This window comes from Pelomonas caseinilytica (assembly GCF_021353235.1).
GTDB classification, from domain to species: Bacteria; Pseudomonadota; Gammaproteobacteria; order Burkholderiales; family Burkholderiaceae_C; genus Pelomonas; species Pelomonas caseinilytica.
This window is the reverse complement of record NZ_JAJTWT010000004.1, coordinates 148,759-171,788: the sequence shown is the minus strand read 5'-3', so window position 1 is coordinate 171,788 and position 23,030 is coordinate 148,759. Positions and strand designations below refer to the sequence as shown.

At 72.4% G+C, this 23,030-nt stretch carries 24 protein-coding genes; 17 read left to right on the top strand and 7 right to left on the bottom strand.

The window, feature by feature from the left end; translation table 11 throughout:
* Positions 1-78: 78 nt before the first annotated feature.
* The 6 genes from LXT12_RS11440 to LXT12_RS11415 are packed head-to-tail and all read left to right on the top strand — an operon-like array spanning position 79 to position 5,775.
* Positions 79-366: a DUF2249 domain-containing protein gene (locus LXT12_RS11440; protein WP_233392126.1), complete on the top strand. Its 288-nt coding sequence runs from the start codon at positions 79-81 to the stop codon at positions 364-366.
* A gap of 33 nt (positions 367-399) precedes the next feature.
* Complete coding sequence (locus LXT12_RS11435) at positions 400-2,676, top strand: nitric-oxide reductase large subunit (RefSeq protein WP_233392124.1); 2,277 nt, start codon at positions 400-402, stop codon at positions 2,674-2,676.
* Between the two features lie 18 nt (positions 2,677-2,694).
* Positions 2,695-3,147 (top strand): Rrf2 family transcriptional regulator, encoded by a 453-nt coding sequence (locus tag LXT12_RS11430; RefSeq protein ID WP_233392122.1) that lies wholly within the window; start codon positions 2,695-2,697, stop codon positions 3,145-3,147.
* Entirely contained in the window at positions 3,144-3,482 is a 339-nt protein-coding gene (locus tag LXT12_RS11425) for a metal-sulfur cluster assembly factor (RefSeq protein WP_233392120.1), read from the top strand. Before LXT12_RS11430 ends, LXT12_RS11425 begins: the two co-directional genes overlap by 4 nt.
* Entirely contained in the window at positions 3,482-4,594 is a 1,113-nt protein-coding gene (locus LXT12_RS11420; RefSeq protein WP_233392118.1) for a hypothetical protein, read from the top strand. The genes LXT12_RS11425 and LXT12_RS11420 overlap by 1 nt, the downstream gene beginning before the upstream one ends.
* Positions 4,591-5,775, top strand: coding sequence for an NnrS family protein (locus LXT12_RS11415; RefSeq protein ID WP_233392117.1), 1,185 nt, complete (start codon positions 4,591-4,593; stop codon positions 5,773-5,775). Before LXT12_RS11420 ends, LXT12_RS11415 begins: the two co-directional genes overlap by 4 nt.
* Before the next feature lie 763 nt (positions 5,776-6,538).
* Here LXT12_RS11415 and LXT12_RS11410 read toward each other — a convergent pair.
* Positions 6,539-6,754, bottom strand: coding sequence for a DUF3079 domain-containing protein (locus LXT12_RS11410; RefSeq protein WP_233392115.1), 216 nt, complete (start codon positions 6,752-6,754; stop codon positions 6,539-6,541).
* Between the two features lie 59 nt (positions 6,755-6,813).
* Here LXT12_RS11410 and LXT12_RS11405 point away from each other — a divergent pair, with 59 nt between their 5' ends.
* The gene (locus LXT12_RS11405) at positions 6,814-8,064 is read left to right on the top strand and encodes an NnrS family protein (RefSeq protein WP_233392113.1); all 1,251 of its coding nucleotides are present in this window, start codon (positions 6,814-6,816) and stop codon (positions 8,062-8,064) included.
* Positions 8,065-8,068: 4 nt separating this feature from the next.
* Entirely contained in the window at positions 8,069-8,746 is a 678-nt protein-coding gene (locus LXT12_RS11400) for a Crp/Fnr family transcriptional regulator (protein WP_233392112.1), read from the top strand.
* Positions 8,747-8,765: 19 nt separating this feature from the next.
* Here the strand turns inward: LXT12_RS11400 and LXT12_RS11395 are convergent, their stop codons facing one another.
* The 3 genes from LXT12_RS11395 to LXT12_RS11385 form a co-directional block, all read right to left on the bottom strand.
* Complete coding sequence (locus tag LXT12_RS11395) at positions 8,766-9,695, bottom strand: hypothetical protein (protein ID WP_233392111.1); 930 nt, start codon at positions 9,693-9,695, stop codon at positions 8,766-8,768.
* A gap of 77 nt (positions 9,696-9,772) precedes the next feature.
* On the bottom strand, positions 9,773-10,423 hold the full coding sequence (locus tag LXT12_RS11390; RefSeq protein ID WP_233392110.1) for a Sua5/YciO/YrdC/YwlC family protein: 651 nt from the start codon (positions 10,421-10,423) through the stop codon (positions 9,773-9,775).
* 5 nt (positions 10,424-10,428) lie between these two features.
* Positions 10,429-12,183 carry an ABC transporter ATP-binding protein/permease gene (locus tag LXT12_RS11385; RefSeq protein WP_233392108.1) on the bottom strand — a complete coding sequence of 585 codons (1,755 nt, stop codon included), beginning with the start codon at positions 12,181-12,183 and terminating at the stop codon, positions 10,429-10,431.
* Positions 12,184-12,406: 223 nt separating this feature from the next.
* On the opposite strand from LXT12_RS11385, the gene LXT12_RS11380 reads away from it, so the two are divergent.
* From LXT12_RS11380 to LXT12_RS11345, 8 genes are all read left to right on the top strand, one after another.
* Complete coding sequence (locus LXT12_RS11380) at positions 12,407-12,826, top strand: Hsp20/alpha crystallin family protein (protein WP_233392105.1); 420 nt, start codon at positions 12,407-12,409, stop codon at positions 12,824-12,826.
* Positions 12,827-12,854: 28 nt separating this feature from the next.
* Positions 12,855-13,607, top strand: coding sequence for an SDR family NAD(P)-dependent oxidoreductase (locus LXT12_RS11375; RefSeq protein ID WP_349255022.1), 753 nt, complete (start codon positions 12,855-12,857; stop codon positions 13,605-13,607).
* Positions 13,608-13,765: 158 nt separating this feature from the next.
* Entirely contained in the window at positions 13,766-14,467 is a 702-nt protein-coding gene (locus tag LXT12_RS11370; protein ID WP_233392102.1) for a PEP-CTERM sorting domain-containing protein, read from the top strand.
* Positions 14,468-14,638: 171 nt separating this feature from the next.
* The gene (locus tag LXT12_RS11365) at positions 14,639-14,890 is read left to right on the top strand and encodes a response regulator transcription factor (RefSeq protein WP_233392100.1); all 252 of its coding nucleotides are present in this window, start codon (positions 14,639-14,641) and stop codon (positions 14,888-14,890) included.
* Positions 14,891-14,900: 10 nt separating this feature from the next.
* On the top strand, positions 14,901-15,080 hold the full coding sequence (locus tag LXT12_RS11360) for a response regulator transcription factor (RefSeq protein ID WP_233392098.1): 180 nt from the start codon (positions 14,901-14,903) through the stop codon (positions 15,078-15,080).
* Between the two features lie 230 nt (positions 15,081-15,310).
* Positions 15,311-16,423 (top strand): hypothetical protein, encoded by a 1,113-nt coding sequence (locus LXT12_RS11355; RefSeq protein WP_233392096.1) that lies wholly within the window; start codon positions 15,311-15,313, stop codon positions 16,421-16,423.
* 87 nt (positions 16,424-16,510) lie between these two features.
* Complete coding sequence (locus LXT12_RS11350; protein WP_233392094.1) at positions 16,511-17,053, top strand: hypothetical protein; 543 nt, start codon at positions 16,511-16,513, stop codon at positions 17,051-17,053.
* Positions 17,054-17,084: 31 nt separating this feature from the next.
* Positions 17,085-17,654, top strand: a complete 570-nt coding sequence (locus tag LXT12_RS11345; RefSeq protein ID WP_233392092.1) for a hypothetical protein — start codon at positions 17,085-17,087, stop codon at positions 17,652-17,654.
* A gap of 68 nt (positions 17,655-17,722) precedes the next feature.
* Here the strand turns inward: LXT12_RS11345 and LXT12_RS11340 are convergent, their stop codons facing one another.
* Genes LXT12_RS11340 through LXT12_RS11330 form a run of 3 tightly spaced genes read right to left on the bottom strand, consistent with a single transcriptional unit; the run spans position 17,723 to position 22,037 of the window.
* Complete coding sequence (locus tag LXT12_RS11340; protein WP_233392089.1) at positions 17,723-18,916, bottom strand: efflux RND transporter periplasmic adaptor subunit; 1,194 nt, start codon at positions 18,914-18,916, stop codon at positions 17,723-17,725.
* A 2-nt stretch (positions 18,917-18,918) separates the two neighbouring features.
* The gene (locus tag LXT12_RS11335; protein WP_233392087.1) at positions 18,919-21,297 is read right to left on the bottom strand and encodes an ABC transporter permease; all 2,379 of its coding nucleotides are present in this window, start codon (positions 21,295-21,297) and stop codon (positions 18,919-18,921) included.
* Positions 21,297-22,037, bottom strand: coding sequence for an ABC transporter ATP-binding protein (locus LXT12_RS11330; RefSeq protein WP_233392085.1), 741 nt, complete (start codon positions 22,035-22,037; stop codon positions 21,297-21,299). Before LXT12_RS11330 ends, LXT12_RS11335 begins: the two co-directional genes overlap by 1 nt.
* Before the next feature lie 112 nt (positions 22,038-22,149).
* Between LXT12_RS11330 and LXT12_RS11325 the strand changes: the two genes are divergently transcribed.
* Positions 22,150-22,971 (top strand): universal stress protein, encoded by an 822-nt coding sequence (locus LXT12_RS11325; protein ID WP_233392082.1) that lies wholly within the window; start codon positions 22,150-22,152, stop codon positions 22,969-22,971.
* Positions 22,972-23,030 lie beyond the last annotated feature (59 nt).

Here is a 23,030-nt window from a genome sequence, read left to right as displayed (position 1 = left end):
TGACCTGGGTCAATTCCCGCAGCGAGGGCGTTTCCTAACATTCATACATCTGAAATGCATGTTCAAAAGGAGCGGTCCATGACTCTCGCCAGCTACGGCACCAGCCTCGACCTGCGGGCCCTCGACCCGCGCGAGCGGCATCCCCTCGTCTTCAACACCTTCCGTGCCCTGGGGGCGCGCGAGTCCGTCGAGTTCATCAGCGACCACGACCCCCGGCCGCTGAAGGAGGCCTTCCAGGCCGCGCTGCCCGGAGGTTTCTCGTGGGACCCCCTCCAGGGCGGCCCTGACGTCTGGCGCGTGCGCGTCACCAAGCTGGCGGCCGGCCATGGCGATGGCCGCTGCTGCGGTTCCTGCGGCGGCGCCTGACCTCCCACGCCACGGCAACTTCAAGGAAACATCATGAAATCCACAAGCAGGCTCTGGCGTTGGCTGGGGCTGATCTTCGTCCTGTCGTTCGGGGCCCTGGGCTACCTGGGCTGGCAGATCTACCTGTCGGCACCGCCGATTCCCAAGCAGGTCGTCGCCGCCAATGGCGACGTGCTCTATACCGGCGAGCAGATCCAGCTCGGCCAGCAGGCCTGGATGTCGGCCGGCGGCCAGCAGCTCGGCACCGTCTGGGGCCACGGCGCCTACGTCGCGCCGGACTGGTCGGCCGACTGGCTGCACCGCGAGGCCGAGGCGCTGCGCGCGCGGCGCTTGGCCGAGCAGTCTGAGGGCGGCCAGGCACTGACCGCGGCCGACCGCGGCGCGGTCGACGAGGCCGTGCGCGAAGAGATGCGCCGCAACACCTATGACGAGGCCACCGGCACGCTCAAGGTGTCCGACGCCCGTGCCCGCGTCATCCGCGAGGTGGCCGAGCACTACGAAGGCCTCTTCGGCACCGACCCCAAGCTCGACCAGCTGCGCGACCAGTACGCCATGACGGCCGGCGCGCTGCCCGAGGCCGAGCACCGCCGTGCGTTGACCGGCTTCTTCTTCTGGTCGGCCTGGGCCGCGACGACCGACCGCCCCGGCGAGGCCGGCCTGTCCTACACCAGCAACTGGCCGCATGAGCCGCTGGTGGGCAACACCATGACGCCGTCGGCCGCGATGTGGTCCATGGCCAGCATCGTGCTGCTGTTGGCCGGCATCGCCGCCATGCTGTGGCTGCACAAGGGCGAGGGCCACGAGGAAGAGGCCGCCGTGCCCGCGGCCGATCCGCTGCTGGGCGCCAAGGCCACGCCGTCGATGAAGGCCACGCGCAAGTACTTCTTCACCGTCATCGGCCTGATGCTGCTGCAGATCGGCATGGGCGCCATCACCGCCCACTACGCCGTCGAGGGCCAGTCCTTCTTCGGCATCCCGCTCGCGCAGGTCCTGCCCTACACCATCAGCCGCACGGTGCACACCCAGATTGGCGTGTTCTGGATCGCCACTGCCTGGCTGGCCACGGGCCTGTACGTCGCGCCGCTGCTCTCGGGCCGCGAGCCCAAGCTGCAGAAGCTCGGCGTCGATGCGCTCTTCTGGGCCCTCATCGTCGTCGTGCTCGGCTCGACGATCACCGGCTGGCTGGGCACACTGCAGCACCGCGGCGTCGACTTCAGCTTCTGGTTCGGCAACCAGGGCCTGGAGTTCACGAGCATGGGCCGCTTCTGGCAGATCCTGCTCTTCGTCGGCTTGCTGTTCTGGGTCTTCCTGCTCGGCCGCGCCCTGTGGCCGGCGCTGAAGAAGCCCTCGGAGACCCGCGGCCTCATCGCCATGGTCTTCCTGTCGGCGACCTGCATCGGCGGCTTCTACGCCACCTCGCTCGCCTGGGGCCAGCACACCCACTACTCCATGATCGAGTACTGGCGCTGGTGGCTGGTGCACCTGTGGGTGGAAGGCTTCTTCGAAGTCTTCGCCACGGCCGTCGTCGCCCTCATCTTCACCAACCTCGGCCTCATCCGCGCGGCGTCGGCCAACCGCGCCATCGTCGCGGAGACCATCGTCTTCCTGTTCGGCGGCATCCTCGGCACCCTGCACCACCTCTACTGGACGGGCACGCCGACCTCGGTCATCGCCGTCGGCTCGGTGTTCTCGGCCCTCGAAGTGGTGCCGTTGACGCTGATCGGCCTGGAGGCCCTGCAGACCTGGCGCCGTTCCAAGGGCGTGGCCTGGCTGGGGGCCTACATGTGGGTCATCCTGTCCTTCGTCGCCGTGGGCTTCTGGAACACCGTCGGCGCCGGCCTGCTCGGCTTCGCCATCAACCCGCCGGCCTCGCTGTACTACGTGCAGGGCCTGAACATGACGGCGGCCCACGGCCACGCGGCGCTGTTCGGCGTCTACGGCATGCTGGGCATCGGCCTGATGCTGTTCTGCCTGCGCGGCCTGTATGACCGCACCCTGCATGCCGACCGCTTCCTCAAGCCCGCCTTCTGGAGCCTGAACGTCGGCCTGGCGATGATGGTGTTCATGTCGCTGCTGCCCGCCGGCATCTACCAGGCCTACGAGAGCATCACCAAGGGCCTGTGGTATGCGCGCTCGCCGGAAGTCATCCACTCCAAGCTGATGGAGACTCTCGTCTGGCTGCGCGTGCCGGGCGACATCGTGTTCGCCGCGGGCAGCGTCTTCCTCGCCATCTATGCGCTATACCTGCTGCGCCGCTCGCCGGCCAGGCAGGCGGTGGCCACCGGCGCCCTGCCGGCCACTGGGCGCTGAACCCGAACGGAGCAACTCGTGAGACTGACCGCCTTCACCGACTACAGCCTGCGCGTGCTGATCTACCTCGCGGCCAGGCCCGAGCGGCGGGCGACGGTCTCCGAGATCTGCTCCGCCTTCGACGTCAAGCCCAACCACCTGACCAAGGTCGTCCACCACCTCGCCAAGTGCGGCTGGGTGGCGACGGTGCGCGGCAAGGGCGGTGGCCTGACGCTGGCCCTGCCGGCCGAGGAGATCCTCATCGGCCGCGTCGTGCGCGACACCGAAGGCGCCGTGACACCGGCGGAATGCTTCGCCACGGAGAAGAGCGACACCTGCGCCATCGTCCGCAACTGCCGCCTCAAGGGCGTGCTGGCCGAGGCCGTGAACGCCTTCTACGCGGTGCTGGACCGCTACACCCTGGCCGACATCACCCGCAACCGCGAGGTGCTGGCCCAGGTGCTGCACATTCCGCGGGCGGTGAACGGATGAACGCCTCGGCCGCGCCCTTCCCCTACGACGGCCCGGAGGCGTTGCGCGAGCCGCTCACCCAGGCCATGCGCCAGGTGATGGACCCCGAGGTGGCCCTGTCCATCGTCGACGTGGGCCTCGTCTACGGCGTGGCCGTCACGCCCGAGCGGCTGCACGTGAGCCTGACCATGACGTCCATGGCCTGCCCGGTCGCCGACGTCATCGTCGACGACGTGCTGGCCGAGCTGGACCGTGTGGCACCCGAAGGCCTGCCGCTGCAGGTCGAACTGGTGTGGGAGCCGCCGTGGACGCCCGAGCGCATGAGCCCCTACGCCAAGACCTTCATGGGCTGGTGATGAAGCCCGGGCTCGCCGCGCGCTGGCTGCTGCGGGCCTGCCTCATCGCGCTGCCGGTGCTGCTGGTGGCCGGCGTCTTCGGCGGCCTGCTCCGGGCCGGTGCCGCGCCCGCGGCCGTGGGTGGCGACTGGCTCGCCGCCGCGGCGACGGGCCATGCCTTCCTCGTGATCTGCGCCTTCATGGGCACCGTCATCGGCATCGAGCGCGCGGTGGCCCTGCGCCACGTGCTCGGCTTCGCCGGGCCGGCGGCCTCGGCCGGTGCGGGCCTGGCCTGGCTGGCCGGCGCGCCAATGGCCGCGGCGGGCATGGCGCTGGGCGCGGCCCTGGCCTTCGTCGCCGTCAACGCCGTCATCATCCGGCGCCAGCCGGCCCCGCACACCGTGGTGCTCGGCCTGGGCGCCCTGGCCTGGGCCCTGGGCTGCGCGGCCTTTGCCGGTGGCGCCGGGCCTGCGGCCGTGCTGCCGTGGTGGCTCGCCTTCCTCGTGCTCACCATCGCGGCCGAGCGCCTGGAGATGACGCGCCTGGCGCGCCGCCGTGCCGGTGCCGCCGAGACGCTGTACGCCTTCGTCGCGCTGCTGCTGGCCGGCGCGGCGGCCTCGGCCCTGCCCGGCCCCTGGGGCGGGGCGCTCTACGGCCTGGCCCTGGCGGCCCTGGCCGCCTGGCTCGTGGCCTTCGACATCGCCCGCCGCACCGTGCGCGCCCACGGCCTGAGCCGCTACATGGCGGTCTGCCTGTTGCTCGGTTATGGCTGGCTCTTCGTGGCCGGCGCGGCCTGGGTCGCGGCGGCCTTCGGCCACCCGGCGCGCGACGCCGCGCTGCACGGCCTGGCGCTGGGCTTCGTCATGGGCATGGTGTTCGCCCATGCCCCGGTGATCCTGCCGGCCATCGCCCGCATCAAGGTGCTGTTCGGCTGGCCCTTCTACCTGCCGCTCGCCCTGCTGCATGCCTCGCTGCTGCTGCGGCTGGCCGGCGGTGCCGCGTCGCCGCACTGGCTGGCGGCGGGCGCGGCCGGCAACGCCCTGGCCCTGGCGGCCTTCGCCGCCACGCTCGCCGGTGCCGCGCTGGCCTGGCGGCTGAAGGCACCCGACGGTGCCCGAAAGACTCTCGCATGATGCTCACCATCGAAGAACCCTCTGCCGCGCCCAAGCCCGGCTTCGCGCTGTTCGCCCTGGGCTTCCGGCCCTTCTATCTGCTGGCCAGCCTGCTGGCGGCGCTGTCCGTGCCGCTGTGGGCCCTGCAGTACTCCGGCCGCCTCGGCCACCCCTACCTCGCCGGGCCGCTGTGGCATGCCCACGAGATGCTGTTCGGCTTCGCCCTGGCCGTCATCGTCGGCTTCCTGTTCACGGCGGGGCGCAACTGGACCAACCTGCCCACGCCCACCGGCTGGCGCCTGGCCGCGCTGTGCGCCCTCTGGCTGGCAGCGCGTGTGCTCGTGCTGACGCCCTTCGCCATCGCCGCGGCCGTGGCCAACGTCGCCTTCCCGCTGGCGGCGGCCATCGCCCTGGCCGTGCCCTTCTTCAAGGCCAGGAGCCGGCGCAACTACTTCTTCGTCGGCCTGCTGGTGCTGCTGGCCGCGGCGGCCGGCTTCTTCCACCTCGGCCAGCTCGGCCTGGCCAGCCTGCCGGCCCGGCGCGGCATCACCGTCGCCCTCGACGTGGTGCTCTTCATCCTCGCGGTGATGGGCGGGCGCGTCATCCCGATGTTCACCAACAACGGCGTGCCGGGCGCCGGCGCGACGCGGCAGCCCGTCGTCGAGAAGCTTTCGCTGGGCCTCGTGCTCGCCCTCGCCGCGGCCGACATCGCCGGGCTGCAGGGCGCGCCCGTGGCCGCCGTGGCCCTGGCCGCCTGCGGGGCCCATGCCTGGCGCTGGCTGCTGTGGCAGCCATGGCGCACGCGCCGTGTGCCTCTGGTGTGGGTGCTGCACCTGGCCTATGCCTGGGTGCCCGTGCACCTGCTGCTGCGCGGCCTGGCCGAGGCCGGCGCCGTCACGCCCTCGCTCGCCACGCATGCGCTGACCGTGGGCGCCATCGGCGGCCTGGTCATCGGCATGGTGACGCGCACCGCCCGCGGCCACACCGGCCGGCCCTTGAAGGCCGACGGCTTCGAGACCGCCTGCTACGTGCTCGTGCTGCTGGCGGCCCTCGTGCGTGTCGCCCTGCCGCTGGCCGCGCCCGCGCTGACGATGCCGGCCGTGCTGGCCTCGGCCGCGCTGTGGTCGGCCGGCTTCGGGCTGTACGCGGTGCGCTACTGGCCCGTGCTGTCGCGGCCCCGGGTCGACGGGCGCCCTGGGTGAGCGCACGCGCTTGACAACGATCAAGCACTAACGCGCGTGTCGGACGGAGTATCCGGGCCTCGTGCCGCGGCCCGCGCCGCGCCACCTTCCCGCAATCGGACCTGGCGGTGCGCCCATGAACATGCCTTCTTTCTTCGATGAAGTTCCGCGGCTCACCGTGCAGGACCCGCTGGCGCGAACCTTCGGCTGCGCGCAGGACGGCATCCTGGAGTACGGCTTCGCGGACGCGGTGCGCCTGACCGGCCATGCCTGCCCCACGGTCGCCACCGCCTACTGGCTCACCTGCCTGGCGCTGGAGCACCTCTACCCCGGCGCACTCCCGCAGCGCGGCGGCGTCAAGGTCGAGTTCCGCGACGACGCCCGCGCGGGCAGCACCGGCGTCATCGCCACGGTGGTGCAGATGCTGACCGGAGCCTCCGGCAGCTCCGGGTTCAAGGGCATCGCCGGCCGCTTCGCCCGCGCCGGCCTCATCCGCACGCGGCCTGACCTGCTCGACCTGCTGCGCTTCACCCGCCTGGACAATGGCGACGCGGTGGACGTGGGCGTGGACATGGCTCAGGTGCCGGCCGATCCGGCCATCGAGCCGCTGTTCAAGCGCTGGACCGACGGCAAGGCGAGCGCGGAGGAAGAGGCCGAGCTCGGACGGCTGTGGCTGCAGCGGGTGCGCAGCCTGCTGCTGGACTGCGGGCGCGACCCCTCGGTCTTCCTGCTGCGTCCGGTGAGGCGCCACGCCGCGGGACCGGCCTTGCGCCTGGATGGCCGGTCAGCGGTCGCCGCCCTCGGCAGCCGGGTCGTCGACCGCCGCCGCGGGGCGGGCGTCCAGCCCCCAGTCCTGCCAGTCGTCGCCGAAGAGCTCGGCCGGGTGGGGCGTGGCGACGCTGCCGTTGCCGCATTGCAGCGCGTCGGCCGAGCAGTAGCGGTCGCAGCCCCAGCAGATGCGTCCAGGGTTGGCGGGCTTGATGGGGAATTTCTTGGCCATGGTGAAGGCGCTGCCAGGCTGGACCTGACGTCACCATCGCAGGGTGCCCGAACCGGGCGATGACGGCCTTGACGCAGTTCAAGGCGCAGCCCGCAACCTGGCAGCCCCGGCGACTCCTCGACGCGCCTCACCGCCTGGGCTTCGCCCTCGGCGCCGCCGCGATGGCGCTGCTGGCGCTGTGGTGGCTGGCGGTGCAGGCGGCCGTGGCTCTCGGTGGCGCGAGTGGCCTGGCGTGGGCCCTGCCGGCGGCCCTGGCCCACGGCCTGCTCTTCACCTTCGGCTTCATGCCGGCCTTCATGGCGGGCTTCCTGTTCACGGCCGGGCCGCGCTGGCTGGAGCGCCCGGCGGTCCAGGCGCGCAGCCTGCTCGGCCCGCTGCAGCAGTGGGCCGCGGGCGTGGCCCTGTTGCTGGCCGGCGCGCACACGCATCCGTGGCCGGCCGCCCTGGGCCTGGCGGCGCTGGCCGCGGCCTGGCTGCGGTTGATGCTCGGCTTCGCCGCGATGCTGGGCGCCAGCCGCGTGGCCGACCGCCTGCATGCCCGCTGCATCCTCGCGGCCGGCAGCCTCGGCGTGGCGGCGCTGCTGCTGGCCTGCGCGGCCCTGCTCGTCGGCGACATGCACTGGCTGGACGTGGCCGTGCGCGTCGGACTCTGGGGCTTCGTGGCGCCGGTCTTCGCGGCGGCCTCGCACCGCATGATCCCTTTCTTCGCCGCTGCGGGCCTGGCCCGGCTGGAGGCCTGGCAGCCGAACGCGATGCTGCTGCCCATGCTGGGCGGCCTGGCGCTCGGCGGCCTGGCCGACGTGGGGGCGCTGCCGCCCGGGTTGGCCGCGCCGCCGCTGGCCCTGGCGTCGGCCGTGCTGCTCTTCGTGGCGCTGCGCCGGGCCTGGCTGCACCGCACGGCGGGGCCGTCGCAGCGCCTGTCGTCCATGCTGCAAGGGGGCTTCGCCTGGCTGGGCCTGGCGCTGGGCCTGCAGGCCGCCTCGCTGGCCCGCCAGGCCGGCGGCGAGGCGGGCTTCGGGGCGGCCCCGCTGCATGTGCTGACGCTGGGTTGGATGGGCAGCACCCTGCTGGCCACGGCCACGCGCGTGGCCGCCGGCCATGGCGGCCGGCCTCTGGCCGTGGACGGCGCGGGCTGGGCCCTGTACCGGCTGCTGCAGCTCGCCGTGCTGCTGCGCCTGGCGGCCGGCCTGGGGCTTGCGCACGCCGGGCTGGTGCTGGCCGCGGCGGCCTGGGCGGTGGTTGCCACGGGCTGGGCGGGCCGGCTGCTGGGCTGGCTGGGCCGGCCGCGCGCCGACGGCCGGGCGGGGTGAGCGCATGGACAGCGTCGACATCGAAGCCCGGCTGCGGCGCCTGCCCCTCTTCAGCGAGGTCGACGCGGCGTCGCTCGCCCGCCTGGCCGCGGCGGTGCGGATGCGTCCGCTGGAGCGCGGCGCGCTGGCGCTGCGTGCGGGTGACCGCTGCGAAGCCTTCTTCGTCAACCTGGGCGCGCCGATCAAGCTCTTCGTGCTCGCGCCCAACGGGCAGGAGAAGGTCATCGAGCTGGTCGCCGCCGGCCAGAGCTTCGCCGAGGCCCTGATGTTCCTCGGCCGGCCCAGCCCCGTGACTGCCGAGGCCCTCGGCCAGACGCGCCTGCTGGTGCTGCCGCGCGCCGCGGTGCTGGAGGCCATGGCGGCCGACCAGCGCCTGGCCCTGTACATGCTGGCCGGCCTGAGCCGGCGTCTGCACGGCCTGGTGGGCGACGTGCAGGCCTATGCGCTGCAGTCGGGCGTGCAGCGCGTGATCGGCTACCTGCTGAGCGATACGAAGGGCGACGGCCCGGGCCTCGTCGAGCTGCCGGTCAGCAAGGCGACGCTGGCGTCGCGCCTGTCGCTGACGCCGGAGTATTTCTCGCGCGTGCTGCGCGAGCTGGAGGAAGGCGGGCTGATCCGCGTGCAAGGGCGGCGCATCCACATCGCCTCGGTGCGCCGCCTGGCCGCCTATCCCGGCCCCTGATGGCGCGGTGCGTGGCGGCTCAGCCGCCGGTGTCGAACAGCAGGGCCTGGTCGCGGGGCTGCTCCACCAGCAGGCGCACGCGGGCGTCGGGCGCCTCGTCGACACCCAGCTCCGCCAGCAGCGCGCGCAGTTGCTCGAAGCCCAGCTGCGGCGTGGCGCGCAGCACCAGGGCCAGCCGCCAGGGCCACTCGGGCGTGCCGGGGCCGACGACGACGCGGTCCACGCTGCGGTGCTGCTGCAGCTGAGCGAGCAGGGCCGGCGAGGGCGTGAAGCGCTGCCACAGCGCCAGCACCCCGGGCAGCGGAACACGGGTGGGCGGCGGCTTGAGCGTCAGGCATTCGAGCTGGCCGGTGCGCCGCCAGGCCTGCAGGCTGGACAGCAGGCGGTGCTCGCTGCGGCCCAGGCGCCGGGCGCAGTCCGAGAAGGGGCGGGCGCACAGGCTGAGGCCGCGTTCCAGGCTGGCGGCAAGGTCCGGGTCCTCGCAGGCGAGGGAGGCCTCGGCCTGGGGTTCGGTCAGCCTGAGCCTGGCCTTGGGCGGGCAGGGCAGGCGCCTGAGCTGGCTGAGCAGTGCCGCTTCGTCGATGGCCTCGATCTCGGCCCAGACGGAGGGCAGGGGCGGGGCCGCCTGGGCGTTTTCGATGCGATAGCAGCCGGGCAACCGGGCCAGGGCCGTCGTCAGTGCGGCGGCGGCGGCGACGCCGCGGGGCGCGAAGGCCAGCCGCCAGCGCTCGCGCAGCATGGTGTCGCCCCAGCGCGCGCGGATCTGCTGCAGGGCACCGCTGCGGTGCAGCTCGCGGCAGGCGGCCAGCAGCTCGCGCGGCGTGGCGCCGCTGCGGGCGGCCATCTGCCGGAAGGGCGAGGGATGCAGCGGAAAGCCCTGCTGCCAGCCCTGCATCAGGGTCTGGCGCAGGCTGGCGCAGCAACTGGGCGGAGGAACGACGGTGGACATGATGGCCGATGCTCGGCGGCGCGCCGAGCCTGAACCTTGATCTTGTTCAAGACCTACGGCGGGTTCATTGACCCGGGTCAAGGGCTGTCGCAAGCGATCTGACGACCTAGGGATGCGGACGGGCCGGGCTCGGCCGGAAGGTCCGGCGCGATGGGCGCGTCTGTAGCGGCGGGCGCGAAGGCGTCCCGCGCCGGTTCCGGCAGCGGGCCGGCATCGACGGCGAGGTCGGTGCCGGCCTGCCAGCGCGGCGGCAGCTCGTCCACCGACTCCGGGCCCGGTCCCCACGCGGCGGGCGCCAGCAGCAGGGCTTCGTCGAACTGGGCCAGCAGCGCTTCGGTCGCCGTGTGGCCGGCGAAGTAGAGCCGGGCCAGGCCGCGCGCGGCTGCGGCCAGCCGTCGCGGCACGCGGCGCGTGCAGGGCAGGGTGTGGGCCAGGTCGCCCGGCCTGCCGGCACGGATGGCGCGGAAGTCGTCGTCGTCGATGCGTAGGTAGACGGCCGCCTGCGACAGGTCGCGGCACAGCAGCACCGGCGGGTCGCGTTCGGGCGTGCCGGCCAAGCGCGCCAATCGAGCGGTGGCGGCCTTGTCGTCGAGGCGGCAGGCCGGCAGGTAGCCGGCGGCCGTGGGCAGCACGGCGATGCCGCCGGCGCGGATGACGCCGGCCGCGTGGCCGAGCAGCCGCGGCTGCGGGTTCAGCGGATGGACGGTGTAGTGCAGGAAGTGCGGCATGGCGGTCAGGCCTGGTCGGCGCGGGCGGCGCGGGCGGCGGGCGCGGTGGCTTCGGCGGCCTGGGTCTCGGCGGGCCGGGTCCTGCGCAGCTCCCAGCGCCCGCCGCCGATGAGATTGAGCACGCGGCGGTGGAAGCCGGCGACGGCGGCGCGGTGGGCGATGCTGATCAGCGTGGTGCCGCGGTCGCGCAGGCGCTCGTAGAGGCGGCGTTGGTTGGCGTCGTCCAGGGCGCTGGTGGCCTCGTCGAGGATGGCCACGCGCGGCGCGTGCACCAGCAGCCGCGCGAAGGCCAGGCGCTGCTGTTCGCCGCCGCTGAGCAGCTTCTCCCAGTCCTCGCTGCGGTCCAGGCCGGCCTCGCTCTCGGCGAGGTGGCGCAGCTGCACCTCGTCCAGCACCTTCAGCAGGGCGGTGTCGTCCAGCGCGGTGTGGGTGCTCGGGTAGATGAGCTGGCTGCGCAGCGTGCCGCTCTGCAGGTAGGGGCGCTGGGGCAGGAAGAACACGTCCTCCTGCGGCGGGTGGTGGATGCGCCCGCTGCCATGGGTCCACAGGCCGGCGATGGCGCGCAGCAGCGAACTCTTGCCGCAGCCGCTGGCGCCGGTGATCAGCAGCGACTCGCCCGGCGGCAACGTCAGCGACAGGTTCTCCACCAGCACGCGCTCGCTGTCGGGCGCCTTGACGGTCAGCTTGGAGAGCTTGAGGTCGTGCGCCGCCTGGCGTTTGATGCCGCCGTCGGGCGGTGCCGCCTGCAGGGCGGCGGCCATCACGTGCAGGCGGTCGATGCCGGCGACGAAGCGCGACAGGCTCTCGAAGTTGTCGACGATGAGGGACACGGCGCTCAGCACCGCCGCGAAGGCCCCCCCGGCCTGCACGGCCTGGCCCACCTCCAGCCGGCCCGCCAGCACGTCGGCGGCCAGCACAACGAAGGGCACCAGCAGGCTCAACTGGCTGAAGGAGCGCTGGAAGAGGTTCAGCATGAACTGGGCGCGGATCAGCTTCCTGGTGTTGAGCAGGGCGGCGCGCAGGCGCTGGTCGAGCTGGTGGCGCTCCTGCTGCTCGCCGCGGTAGAAGGCGATGGATTCGGCGTTCTCGCGCAGCCGCATCAGCCGGAAGCGGAAGTCCGCCTCGCGCTTGAGCTGCCAGAAGTTCAGCCGGATCAGCGGCCTCCCGAACAGCCCGATGGACAGCACCGTGCCGACGACGGCGTAGACGACGAGGAAGCCCACCAGCATCTTCGACAGCCCCCACAGCACGGTGCTGAAGGCCACCAGCTGCATGACGGAGCCGAGCAGGATGAGCAGGAAGTTCAGCGAGCGCCCCGTGAAGGTGTTGACGTCCTCGGCGATGCGCTGGTCCGGGTTGTCCACGCCGGCCAGGCGGAAGTAGGCGCGGTCGCTCAGGTAGGCGTCGAGGAAGCGGCGCGTCAGCCAGCGCCGCCAGTCGTTGGCATAGGCGTCGCGCGAGGCGTAGTAGAAGGCGTAGACCGGCACCGCGAAGCCCACCACCCACAGCATGCCGCGCACGGCGGCCCAGAAGCGGCCCTCGTCGCGCGCCGACAGGGCCGAGGTGAGCTCGCCGGTCTGCTTGTTGAGCATCACCGCGAACTGCGTGTCCAGCAGCATCAGCACGATCAGCCCCGCCAGCACGGCCCAGGCGACGGCGCGCCGGTCGCCCGTCCAGTAGGGTCGGGCGACGACGAGGAAGCGGCCCCAGGCGGAGGTCGTGTCGGTGGCGGCAGGTGCGCGCGTGGCGCTGGCGGTCATGGTGGGGGCGGCGGCGTGGCAGACGCGCCAAGCCTAGGACCGCCCCCGGGCGCCAGGGTGTCGGACGGCACGCCGAGCCGGCGTCGCCTGCCGCCCCATGCCGGGCACGCCGCTTGACGTGGCGCAAAGCTTTCGGCCGCTGGCTTCCTAAGCTTGTGATCGGCCGGCAGCTTCCAGTCCACTTTTCGGGTGCCCCGCTGGCCGGCGCCCGCAGGAGCCCACCATGAGTGCCTTGACCCGCCTCGACCCGCTCGACGACATGTTTCCCCAGCTCTTCCGCGGCTTCATGACGCCGCTCGCCCAGCGCCACCCCGCGCCGGCCGACATCCGCATTGACGTGAGCGAGACCGACCAGGCCTACACCGTGCAGGCCGAGATCCCCGGCGCGAAGAAGGACGACATCCGCGTCTCCGTGGACGGCAACGTGGTCTCCATCTCCGCCGAGGTGAAGAGCGAGAAGGAGGAGAAGCAGGGCGAGCGCGTGCTCGTGCGCGAGCGCTACTACGGCAGCGCCTCGCGCAGCTTCCGCCTGGCCAGCAACGTCGACGAGAAGGCCGCCGAGGCCAAGTTCGAGAACGGCGTGCTCAAGCTGACCCTGCCGAAGCGGTCGGGCGGCAGCAACACGCTGATCAACGTCCGCTGAGCCAACTGGGAGACCCGCGATGACTCCGCTGCTCAAGGACAAGGTGGCCCTGGTGACGGGCGCCGCCTCCGGCATCGGCCGCGCCGTGGCGCTGGCCTATGCCCGTGAAGGCGCCCGCGTGCTGGTGTCCGACCTCCAGCCCGAGGGCGGGGAGGAGACCGTGCGCCTCGTGCGCGAGGCCGGCGGCCAGGCCTGCTTCGCCCCGGCCGACGTGGCCGACCCGACCGCCGGTGCGGTTCTGGTGCGCCGCGCCATCGAGGCCTTCGGCCGGCTCGACGTCGCCTGCAACAACGCCGGCATCGGCGGCGACCTGGCGCCCACCGCCAGCTACCCCGACGAGGCCTGGCAGCGCGTCATCGCGGTCAACCTCTCCGGCGTGTTCTACGGCATGAAGGCCCAGATCACGCAGATGCTCGCCCAGGGCGGTGGCGGCGCCATCGTCAACATCGCCTCCATCCTCGGCCAGGTCGGCTTCGCCAACGCGCCGGCCTACACGGCGGCCAAGCACGGCGTCGTCGGCCTGACCCAGGTTTCGGCGCTGGAGTACGGCGCCCAGGGCGTGCGCATCAACGCCGTCGGCCCCGCCTTCATCCACACGCCCATGATTGCGCCGCTGGAGGGCGACCCCGCCACCCAGCAGGCCCTGGTCGCCCTGCACCCCCTCGGCCGCCTCGGCGAGCCGGCGGAGGTGGCTGAGCTGGTGCTGTGGCTGAGCAGCGAGCGGGCGTCGTTCGTGACGGGGGCGTATTACCCGGTGGATGGCGGCTATCTGGCGCGTTAGGCCGTCGACCCCCTAGGGTGACGGCCGCCGCTCCGCGTCCTCCTTGCGTTCGCTCAAGGCTGCCGCAGCCTCGGTGACCAAGATCGCATCTCGGCCGTCGATGGTGATGGCCGGTGCGGGTGGCCGCCCTGGCCACCACCCACGCAAGGACCGCGACCATGACAGGCGACTTCAAACCCCGTGCTGCGGCACTGATCTTCACGTTGGCAACCTTGGCGTCGAGCCATGCCGCGACGGCGCTGGCGCCGCTGGAAGGCCGGACGATCACCGGTGCCAAGGTGGACGCCTACGACCCCAGGGCGGTGATGGAATACGACCCGAACATGAATCTCACCTGGCTGCGCGACTGGAACGCGAGCGGCCCCAGGAGCTGGGCGGGTCAGCTGGCCTGGGCGTCCAACCTGCAGGTGGGCTCCTTTGCCAACTGGTCGCTTCCGACCTCGCGCAACCCGGACGGCAGCGGCCCGTGCGCGCTGTACAACTGCACGGGCAGCCAGATGGGCTATCTGTTTTACGAGGTGCTGGGCAATACCGACCATTCGTTCACGAACGCCGGTCCGTTCCAGAACATCCAGCACTATGGCTACTGGTCGGGCACGGCGGACGCGGAGCATCCGGGGAGCGCCTGGTTCTTCCACCTCTACGACGCGGACACCGTTGGCAATAACCGCGGTTTCCAGTGGCGTTCGGATCAGACGGCTTGGCAGGCCGCGGTCGCGGTGCGCCCCGGCGACGTGGCTGCGACCGTGCCTGAGCCCGCATCCTCCGCGCTGATGCTCGCCGGCTTGGCGACGGTGGCGTTGGGCGCGGCCGCGCGAGCGAAGCGACGCGGCGGGCACGCCTATCAACCGGTCGGTTAGTATCAATCGCGGTGCCGGCACCGGGCCGGGCCGCACGATGCCGGGCCCTGCAGGCATACGTGCAACGCGCTGGCGATCGACCGGTGCGAGGGAGGGAGCCATGCTTGCTGGAATGCGCCATTCGCGGAGCTCGGATGCGAGCGCCGCCCCCTCTCGATGGCCGGCGGGCGGTTGACCCATGGCGCCTCGCCGTTCACGGCCCGGGAGGGCGACATCCTCGATGCCATCGCCCATGGCCTCAGCTGCCGGGAGATCGGTGCCGCGCTGGGCATCAGCGAGTCCACCGTGCGCAAGCACCGCAGCAACATGTTCGCGAAGGTGGGAGCGCACAACGCCGCGGGGCTGGTCGTCGTCGCGCGGCTGCGAGGCTGGCTGAGGCAGCCCCAGGGGCCTCCAGGCCGCAGCAGCGCTCTCCGCGCGTGAACGGGCGGTGATGGCCCTCGTCCTGCAGGGCCGCACGAGCAAGGAGATCGCGCGCGAGTTCGGGATCAGCAGCCTGACGGTGCGCAAACACCGCGAGAACCTGCTGAGGAAGCTGGGCCTGCGCAGCACGGCCCAGCTGATGGCGCTCGGCCCGGCAGGCTCCGACGGCGCCGGTAGCGCCGAAGGCTGAGGCCTACGACATCGGGAGTATGGACGGCGCCGGGCGCGGCGCCGCACGATGGGCGCACAAGACGTCGGCGGGCCTCGCGGCCCGACACGACGCCAGGGACGGTCAAACCAACCTCGATCCATGGCCGCCGGCGCCCGTCGCCGGGACTGCGGTGATGGGATTTGCCGCCAATCCGCTGAAACGGGGCGTCAGCACATCTCTTCCCTCATTCACTCGACATGGAGATCGTTATGTCTGGATCGACCGAACAAGGTTTTCAAACCCTCACCCAGCCCAACGGGATCGAGGACGAGAGCGGCACGGCATGGAACGTGCAGCTGACGCGGCTGCTGCGCAACACGGACCGGTATGCCTGGGGCAACTGGACGCTGGACCCGACCATCCGGGTCGGCGCCCTGGGTTGGTTCAACCCCACGGACAGCCAGTTCCAGTGGGCGCAGAAGGACATCGAGGTCCCGTCCGGCATCGTGGCCTCGAGTTCCGACTGGCACCTCGAGCAGGGCGACGTGAAGCAGTCATCCGTGGGCGTGAAGTTCGACGTGCCCTACTTCGACCCCACCACCGGCACCACCGTGACGGTGGGCGTGCAGAGCAGCTGGGACTTCGGCACCAAGGGGTCACTGACGTCGTCGGGCTCGGCCTTCGGCGTGGAGTACGTCGAGGACCCCGCCAGCGTCATGCTGGCCAAGTACGACGAGATCCTGGAGGTGGCCCGGAAGTACAACAAGGCCCACGACGGCAAGATCGACCAGGGGTTCGGGATGATCACCCGCGTCTGGCTCACCGACGGGTGCGTGAACATCGGCTCGCGCGAGGACAACAGCGAGTTCAGCATCGTCGGCTCGGTGGACGGTGTGTCGGCCATGACGGGCAGCGACCAGTCCGCCTCGCTGAAGGGCTCCTACAAGAACACCACGTCGACGAACAACGTCGAGAAGCGCATCTTCCCCAGCAAGGTCAACGAGGTCGAGAGCAAGCCGGTGGCCTACGCCTACGAGTTCACGTCGTTCGCGGGCCGGGTGATCATCCCGCGCTGGGTGGGCGAGATCCCCTATCTCAACCTGTGGCTCGACAACGGCGGCTCCTACATCGTCCACGCCACGGTGACCTACAACCTGGGCAGCGAGAGGAAGGAGCACAAGGTGCGCGTCTCCGGTGGCCTGGATGGCCAGATCACCGGCATCCCGCTGGAGGCAACCAACTTCGACATCCGCATGGACTTCACGGCCGGCGATACGCAGTTCCTGCGTGTCGATCACCCGCTCAACACCTGGGAACTCGGGCGCGGCCACATCAAGCTGACCGGCTGGTGGCCGGGCCGCACCGGTGCGGCCTGGGTCTGACCCGCCCGCTCGCCAGCCAAGGCCCCGCCCGGCCGCCTGCTGCGCCGGGCGGGGCTCGCCCCTCATTCATGAACCCAGGAAACCATGATGAACAAGTCCATGCTTCTGTCCTTGTCGATGGCCCTGCTCGCCGCCTGCGCGCAGTTGCCGCCCGCACCGCCTCCGCCGCCCGATGAACCGGAGGTGGGGGTCGCCTTTCCCTACCCGCTCTACCGCGGGGTGAGGGTGGTGGCCGGCACCGGCAACCAGATCGACTGGAGCGCTGCGAGCTTCGGTGTCTCCGGCCCCGCACCCAACCTCTCGTTGTTCAACAACATGAACAACCCGCTGCTGTTCCCGTGCTGGCTGAGGATCTCGGTCGACGTGCCGGGCAACGCGCCGCCGCCCGTGCCGGGAGCCATCGCCGACCTGACCATCCCCAACCCGCCCCCGGGCGGCGCGAACGCGGGGCCATGGCCGGTCTTCTTCGACAACAATCCGCTGGGCCACTGGTCCATCGCGAAGGCGACGATAGGAGGCGTCAGCAACGCCAATTCAAGCGCCCGTGCCGCGGCCGTCTTCAACGCCATGGCGCATTCCCGCCTGCCCACCGCCATCGTCAGGGACGGGAGTGCGCAGGGCTGTCACTGACCCACCCCGACGCTGCACTGGAGGGATGCCGATGGCCTTCGTCGTTCACTGCGGGCGATGCAGGCTCCCGGCCTCCCGTTGCGGCCTGCTGCTCGCGCAGTGGCAGCGTGCAGCCGCCCGGCAGGGCGCCTTCGTCCACGAGGAGGCGCTGAGCCGCCTGCCCACGCTCGCGCCCGAACTGCTGGCCTGCCTGGGCCTGGCCGAACCCGGGCAAGCCCTCGGCTGGCTGCGAGCCGGCCGAGAGGGCGCGAGCATGGCCTTGTCGCTGCAGATGCTGGCGTGGACCACCCCGCTGCCCACGCTGCCGCCACGGACGTGGCAGGCCATGGCCAACGAGGCGCATGCCGCTGGCCTGCCGCCCGGGCTGGCGCGGCGGGTGGTGACGGGCGCTTCGCTGGCGCAGTGGCTGGGCGCCCTCACCGGGCAGCACATGCGCTCGCCCGCCGATGCCCACCTCGGGCGCTGGGTGCGAGGGCGGACCGCGCTGCGCCTGCTGCCCTGCCTGCGGCCCGTCGGGGCCGATCCCGATCACGATGCCATCCGGCGCATGCTGGACGGGCTGGCTCCGGACGACTGGCTGCTGGTCAACGCGGTCTGGTAGGCCCGGCCCTGCCCACCTCATCACACGGCAACCAGCGCGATGCGGCAGCCAGCGCCGCCGTCACCCCTTCAAATCTTCCGCCCCCTCACCCGACCGCCATCCGCCAGCCCCGCCGGCGGATAGATCACCACCCGCGTGCCCGCCGCCGGCCCCTGCGTGACGCAGGCGTGCGTGGCGCTGCGGGCCGCCACCTCCACCGGCTGCAGCCGGGCCCGCGAGCCGTCGACGACGAAGACCGCCATGCCGAGCGCGTCCGTGCGCGGGAAGACCGCCGCCAGCGGCACCTGCAGCGCCCGCGGCCGGGCCTGCACGACGATGCGCACGCCGACGCGGAAGCCGTCGCCGAGCGAGCGCCATTGCTCGGGCGGGCTGGTCAGCTCGATGAGGGCGCGCACGCGCTGCTCTTCCACGCCCAGGGCCGAGACCTTGGTGAAGCCGCCGGGCTCCACCAGCCGCACGCGGCCCTGCAGCTCGCCCGGGCCGCCCCAGCGCTCGATGTGCACGGGCTGGCCGGGCCGCAGCTTGACGGCCTCGGTGGTCAGCAGGTCGGTGACGACCTCCATGCGCGCGGTGTCGCCCAGCTCCAGCAGCGGCGCGCCCAAGGCCACGGTGGCCTCGCTGGCCTGCACCACGCGCAGAACCCGCCCGGCCACCGGCGCCTTGATGGGGAAGGCCGGCCCGCCGCCGCGCTGGGCCGCGCCGAGAGCCGCGCGTGCCTGCTCGGCCTCGTGCAGGGCGACGTGGCGCTCGGCCGTGGCGGCCTCCTGGTCCTTCTGCGCGGCCAGCAGGGCGAGGCGGTCGGACTCCAGCTTGGTCGGCGCGACGAAACCCTGGCGTGCCAGCTCCTCGCTGCGCCGTGCCTCGTTGCCGGCCTGCAGCACGGCCACCTTGGCGCTCTCCAGCCGTGCCGAGGCCCGCTCGACGCCGGCCCGCGCGGCCTCGACGCGCGCCTGCAGCTCGCGCAGGCTGCGCTCGTCCAGCAGCGGGGACAGGGCCGGCGTCAGCGTGGCGACCACCAGGCCCTCCGTGACGGCATCGCCCTCGCGCAGCGTGATGCGGTCCAGCCGGCCGGCCAGCGGCGCGGAGACGACGTAGCGGTCGCGCAGTCGGGTGCGGGCGTCTTCGTCGACGGTGGCCTCAAAGGGGCCCTCGGCGACGGCGGCGGTCTCCACCTCCAGCGGGCGTGGCGCGAAGGCCCAGGCCAGTGCGGCCAGGGCGGCCAGCGTGGCGCCCGCGAAGGCGAGGGCGGTCGATCGCTTCATGTTCACTCCCTTGTCTTGAGGACGGCCACCATGTCGAGCCGGTCGATGCGGCGGCGCACGACGGCGCCGCTGGCCAGGCCCGCCGCCACCACGCACAGGGCCGCCCAGGCATAGGTGCGGGCGCGGATGACGACCGGGAAGAAGAATTGGTCGGACTTGAGCAGCTCCGAGATGGCGTGGATCAGCCCCCAGCCCAGGCCCATGCCCAGCGGCAATGCGATGGCGATGGTGATGGCCATCTCGCCCAGCAGCATGGCCGAGACCTCGGCGCGGGTGAAGCCCAGCACGCGCAGCGAGGCCAGCTCCCAGCCGCGCTCGGCCAGCACGATGCGGGCGTTGTTGTAGACCACGCCGACCGCGATGACGCTGGCGAACACCGTCAGGATGGTGCTCATGATGCGCACGTTGCGGGCGCTGATCTCCTGCATGTTGCGCACCATCGTCGCCTTGCTGAAGGCGCCGGCCACGCGCGGCAGGGCCTGGGTCGCGGCCAGCACCTCGGCCTCGCGGCCCCGCTGCACGGCCAGCACCTGGCCACCGCCGAGGTCGCCGTCGCCCAGGGCCTGGTTGAGCGCGTCGCGGTCGATGTAGGCGTTCAGGCCCATCATGTCGCGCACCGTGCCGCCCACCTCGAAGACCACGGTGCGCGGCTCGCCCTCCAGCACCTCGGCACGCACACGGTCGCCCGGCTTCACGCCGAGCTTGGCCGCCAGCCGGTCGGTCAGCAGCAGGCCGCGGCCTTCGAGCAGGACCTGGCGGTTGTCCACGTCGACGACGCGGTAGAGCTCGGGCCGCGGCGCGAAGCCGCGGATCAGCACGCGCTCGCGCCGGTGGCCGAAGCTCATCGCCACCGGCACGAAGCGCGTCGTCTCGACGGCCTGCACGCCGGGCAGGCGGCCGAGCTCCAGCCGCGCCGCGACGGCGTCGACGGGGTCGGCCGTCCAGACGGTGAGGTCGCCGCGCAGCGACAGCGTGAACTGCGTGTCGATGATGGCCTCCATCGCGTCGCGGAAGTAGTTGCCCATGATGGTGATGGCCACGGCCGCCGCGACGCCGCCCACGGCCAGGGCCGTGCGCAGCGGCCGGCGCTCCATGTTGCGCGCCGTCATGCGCAGCGCCGGCCCCATGGCGCGCAGGCCCAGGCGCTCCAGCAGCGTGCGCCGGTAGCGGCCCGGCGCTGGCGGCTGCATGGCCTCGGCCGGCGCTAGCCGCACGGTGGCGAGGATGGCGCTGAGCGTGCCGGCCACCGCCGTGCCTGCCGTGATGCCTGCGCTGACCAGCAGCAGCGGCGCCGCCAGCACGTGCTCGAAGCGCGGGAAATGGAAGAACTCCGCGTACAGCGCCGTCAGGCCGGTGCCGAGCCTGTCGCCCGCCAGCACGCCCAGGGCGAGGCCTGCGGCCACGATGGCCAGCACCAGCTTCAGGTAGTGGGCCGCGATGCTGGCGTTGGGGTAGCCCAGGGCCTTGAGCGCGGCGATCTGCTCGCGCTGGGTCCCGACGAGCCGCGTCACGACGACGTTGAGCAGGAAGGCCGCCACGCCGAGGAAGATGGCCGGCAGCACGGTGCCGAGCACGCGCTGCTCCTTGATCTCGTTGTCCAGCATCTGGTTGGAGACCTGGTCGGCGCGGCCGTAGACGTCGCGCCCGCCATAACGCGCCAGCTGGGCGGCCAGGCCGGCCGCCGCGTCCTCGGCGGAGGCGCCCGGCGCGAGCTTGACGGCCACGCGGTTGAAGGCGCCCTGCATGTCGTAGGCGGCGGCCAGGGCGTCGCGGTCCAGCCAGAACACGCCGAAGCCGCGCATGTCGGGCATGCCCCACAGCCCCGCGAAGATGTACTCGGGCGACAGCGCGGTGCCGACGATGCGCAGCCGCCGCAGCCTGCCGTTGACGAGGGCGTCCACGGCGTCGCCGGGCTTGAGTCCGCGCGCCTGGGCGAAGCCTTCGTTGACGAGGGCCGGCAGGCTCCCGTCGCCCGCCGCCGTGTCGCGCAGGGCCGCGAGGCCCTGGCCCGCACCGACGGTGACGAGGTTCATGCGCGGCGGCTGCCTGCGGTCCAGCCCGATCAGCTGGCCGATGATGGGGTCGCTCAGGCCGGGGATGGTCACCCGCACGGCGGCCTCGACGGTGGTCTGCACGTCGGCCACGCCGGGTACCTCGCGCAGGCTGGCCTCCAGGGCCCGGGGCGCGCGCTTCACGCCGGCGAAGAGGTCGGCGAAGCGGCCCTCGGCGTAGAAGCGCTCCCGCGCCAGCGCGAGGGAGTCCACGGCCGACAGGCTGGTCACGAAGCCGGCGATGCCGCTGGCCACGACGAGGGCGATGGTCAGCGCCTGGCTCCACATCTGGCGCAGGTCGCGCAGCAGCTTGCGGTCCAGGGCGCGCATCACCAGCTCAGCTCGGAGGGCGAGAGGCGCTGCGCGTTCTTGTCGATGCGCTGGATGCGGCCGTCGCCGAGATGGATGACGCGATCCGCCATGGCGGCGATGGCGGCGTTGTGCGTGATGACGAGCGCCGTGGTGCCGAGCTCGCGGTTGACGCGGGCGATGACCTCCAGCACCAGCTTGCCGGTCTGGTAGTCCAGCGCGCCGGTGGGCTCGTCGCACAGCAGCACCTGCGGCCGCTTGGCGATGGCCCGGGCGATGGCCACGCGTTGCTGTTCGCCGCCCGAGAGCTGCGAGGGGAAATGGTCGCGGCGTGGCGCCAGGCCCACGAGGCCGACGGCCTCCTCGGCCGGCATGGGGTCGCGGGCGATGTCGGTGACGAGCTGGACGTTCTCCACCACCGTCAGGCTGGGGATGAGGTTGTAGAACTGGAAGACGAAGCCCACGTGTTCGCGCCGGTAGGCCGTCAGTTCGGCCTCGCTGGCGCCGCTCAACGGCCGGCCGGCGAAGCGGATCTCGCCGGCCGTCGGCGTGTCCAGGCCGCCCAGGATGTTGAGCAGGGTGGACTTGCCGCTGCCCGAGGCGCCCAGCAGCACGATGAACTCGCCCCGGGCCACGTCGAGATCCACGCCGCGCAGGGCCTGGACCTCCACTTCACCGGTGCGGTAGGTCTTGGAAAGGCCGCGCGCCTCGAACAGCGGCGCGGCGGCCGGGGCGGGGGAGTCAGCGGGGCGGCCGTCCATGCCGACGATGTTGCGGGGGCAGGCCCGGCCCGGCCTTGCGCTGGCTCAAGCCGCGGGCCGGCAGGCGGCCCAGAATCAGGGTCTTTCGCGAGTCGAACCCTTGGAGGACGGCATGTATCGAAGCCTTCTGGTGCATCTGGACGACGGCGAGCATGGCGCCGCCCATGCGGAGGTCGCGCGGCAGCTGGCGCGCCGCTTCGGCGCCCATCTCGTGGGCCTCGCTCCGGTGGGGCGCATGCCGGTCTCGATGAGCTTCGCCGCCACGGCGGCCCTGGCCGATGCGATGGATGCGGTGCGGGCCCGGGCGCAGCGCCGGGCCGACGACTTCGTGGCAGACTGCCACGCCGCCGGCCTGACCTCGGTCGAGGCCCTGGCGGACGACGAGGACGCCGTCGTCTCCCTCGTCGAACACGCCCATTGCAGTGACCTGCTCATCATCGGCCAGGGCGAGCTGCCGGATGCGAGCATCGCCGTCGAGCAGGTCGTGCTGATGAGCGCGCGGCCTACGCTGGTGCTGCCCTGGGCAGGCCGGGTCCAGACGCTTGGCGAGCGTGTGCTCGTCGCCTGGAACGGCAGCCCCGAGGCGGCCCGCGCGGTGGCCGACGCCATGCCCCTGCTCTGCCAGGCCCGCGAGGTGACGGTGATGCGCTGCGAGCCGCCGGGGACCGACCTGGACGACCTAGGCGGCCTGATGCGCGAGCGGATGGAGGCCCTGCGCCGCTGGCTGATGTGGCATGGCGTGGATGCCCAGGTCAGGCTGGAGGCCTCGACGGTGGACGCCGGCAACGAGCTGCTGTCCCGGGCCGCCGACCTCGGCGCCGACCTGCTGGTCATGGGGGCCTGGGGCCGGCCGCGCTGGACCGAGCGCGTGCTCGGCGGCGCCACGCGCACCCTGCTGCGATCCATGACCTTGCCCGTCCTCATGTCCCATTGAAGTGAGCCCCTCGCCCACTCTCGCATCGCTGAACGCGTGCGAGCCTGGTCGGTCCCCCG

What these genes read in the sequence shown, in the direction of transcription:
- LXT12_RS11440 (WP_233392126.1), top strand. Translation starts at nt 79, where the DNA reads ATGACTCTCGCCAGCTACGGCACCAGCCTCGACCTGCGGGCCCTCGAC.
- LXT12_RS11435 (WP_233392124.1), top strand. Translation starts at nt 400, where the DNA reads ATGAAATCCACAAGCAGGCTCTGGCGTTGGCTGGGGCTGATCTTCGTC.
- LXT12_RS11425 (WP_233392120.1), top strand. Translation starts at nt 3,144, where the DNA reads ATGAACGCCTCGGCCGCGCCCTTCCCCTACGACGGCCCGGAGGCGTTG.
- LXT12_RS11420 (WP_233392118.1), top strand. Translation starts at nt 3,482, where the DNA reads ATGAAGCCCGGGCTCGCCGCGCGCTGGCTGCTGCGGGCCTGCCTCATC.
- LXT12_RS11415 (WP_233392117.1), top strand. Translation starts at nt 4,591, where the DNA reads ATGATGCTCACCATCGAAGAACCCTCTGCCGCGCCCAAGCCCGGCTTC.
- LXT12_RS11410 (WP_233392115.1), bottom strand. Translation starts at nt 6,754, where the DNA reads ATGGCCAAGAAATTCCCCATCAAGCCCGCCAACCCTGGACGCATCTGC.
- LXT12_RS11405 (WP_233392113.1), top strand. Translation starts at nt 6,814, where the DNA reads ATGACGGCCTTGACGCAGTTCAAGGCGCAGCCCGCAACCTGGCAGCCC.
- LXT12_RS11400 (WP_233392112.1), top strand. Translation starts at nt 8,069, where the DNA reads ATGGACAGCGTCGACATCGAAGCCCGGCTGCGGCGCCTGCCCCTCTTC.
- LXT12_RS11395 (WP_233392111.1), bottom strand. Translation starts at nt 9,695, where the DNA reads ATGTCCACCGTCGTTCCTCCGCCCAGTTGCTGCGCCAGCCTGCGCCAG.
- LXT12_RS11390 (WP_233392110.1), bottom strand. Translation starts at nt 10,423, where the DNA reads ATGCCGCACTTCCTGCACTACACCGTCCATCCGCTGAACCCGCAGCCG.
- LXT12_RS11385 (WP_233392108.1), bottom strand. Translation starts at nt 12,183, where the DNA reads ATGACCGCCAGCGCCACGCGCGCACCTGCCGCCACCGACACGACCTCC.
- LXT12_RS11380 (WP_233392105.1), top strand. Translation starts at nt 12,407, where the DNA reads ATGAGTGCCTTGACCCGCCTCGACCCGCTCGACGACATGTTTCCCCAG.
- LXT12_RS11370 (WP_233392102.1), top strand. Translation starts at nt 13,766, where the DNA reads ATGACAGGCGACTTCAAACCCCGTGCTGCGGCACTGATCTTCACGTTG.
- LXT12_RS11360 (WP_233392098.1), top strand. Translation starts at nt 14,901, where the DNA reads ATGGCCCTCGTCCTGCAGGGCCGCACGAGCAAGGAGATCGCGCGCGAG.
- LXT12_RS11355 (WP_233392096.1), top strand. Translation starts at nt 15,311, where the DNA reads ATGTCTGGATCGACCGAACAAGGTTTTCAAACCCTCACCCAGCCCAAC.
- LXT12_RS11350 (WP_233392094.1), top strand. Translation starts at nt 16,511, where the DNA reads ATGAACAAGTCCATGCTTCTGTCCTTGTCGATGGCCCTGCTCGCCGCC.
- LXT12_RS11345 (WP_233392092.1), top strand. Translation starts at nt 17,085, where the DNA reads ATGGCCTTCGTCGTTCACTGCGGGCGATGCAGGCTCCCGGCCTCCCGT.
- LXT12_RS11340 (WP_233392089.1), bottom strand. Translation starts at nt 18,916, where the DNA reads ATGAAGCGATCGACCGCCCTCGCCTTCGCGGGCGCCACGCTGGCCGCC.
- LXT12_RS11335 (WP_233392087.1), bottom strand. Translation starts at nt 21,297, where the DNA reads ATGCGCGCCCTGGACCGCAAGCTGCTGCGCGACCTGCGCCAGATGTGG.
- LXT12_RS11330 (WP_233392085.1), bottom strand. Translation starts at nt 22,037, where the DNA reads ATGGACGGCCGCCCCGCTGACTCCCCCGCCCCGGCCGCCGCGCCGCTG.
- LXT12_RS11325 (WP_233392082.1), top strand. Translation starts at nt 22,150, where the DNA reads ATGTATCGAAGCCTTCTGGTGCATCTGGACGACGGCGAGCATGGCGCC.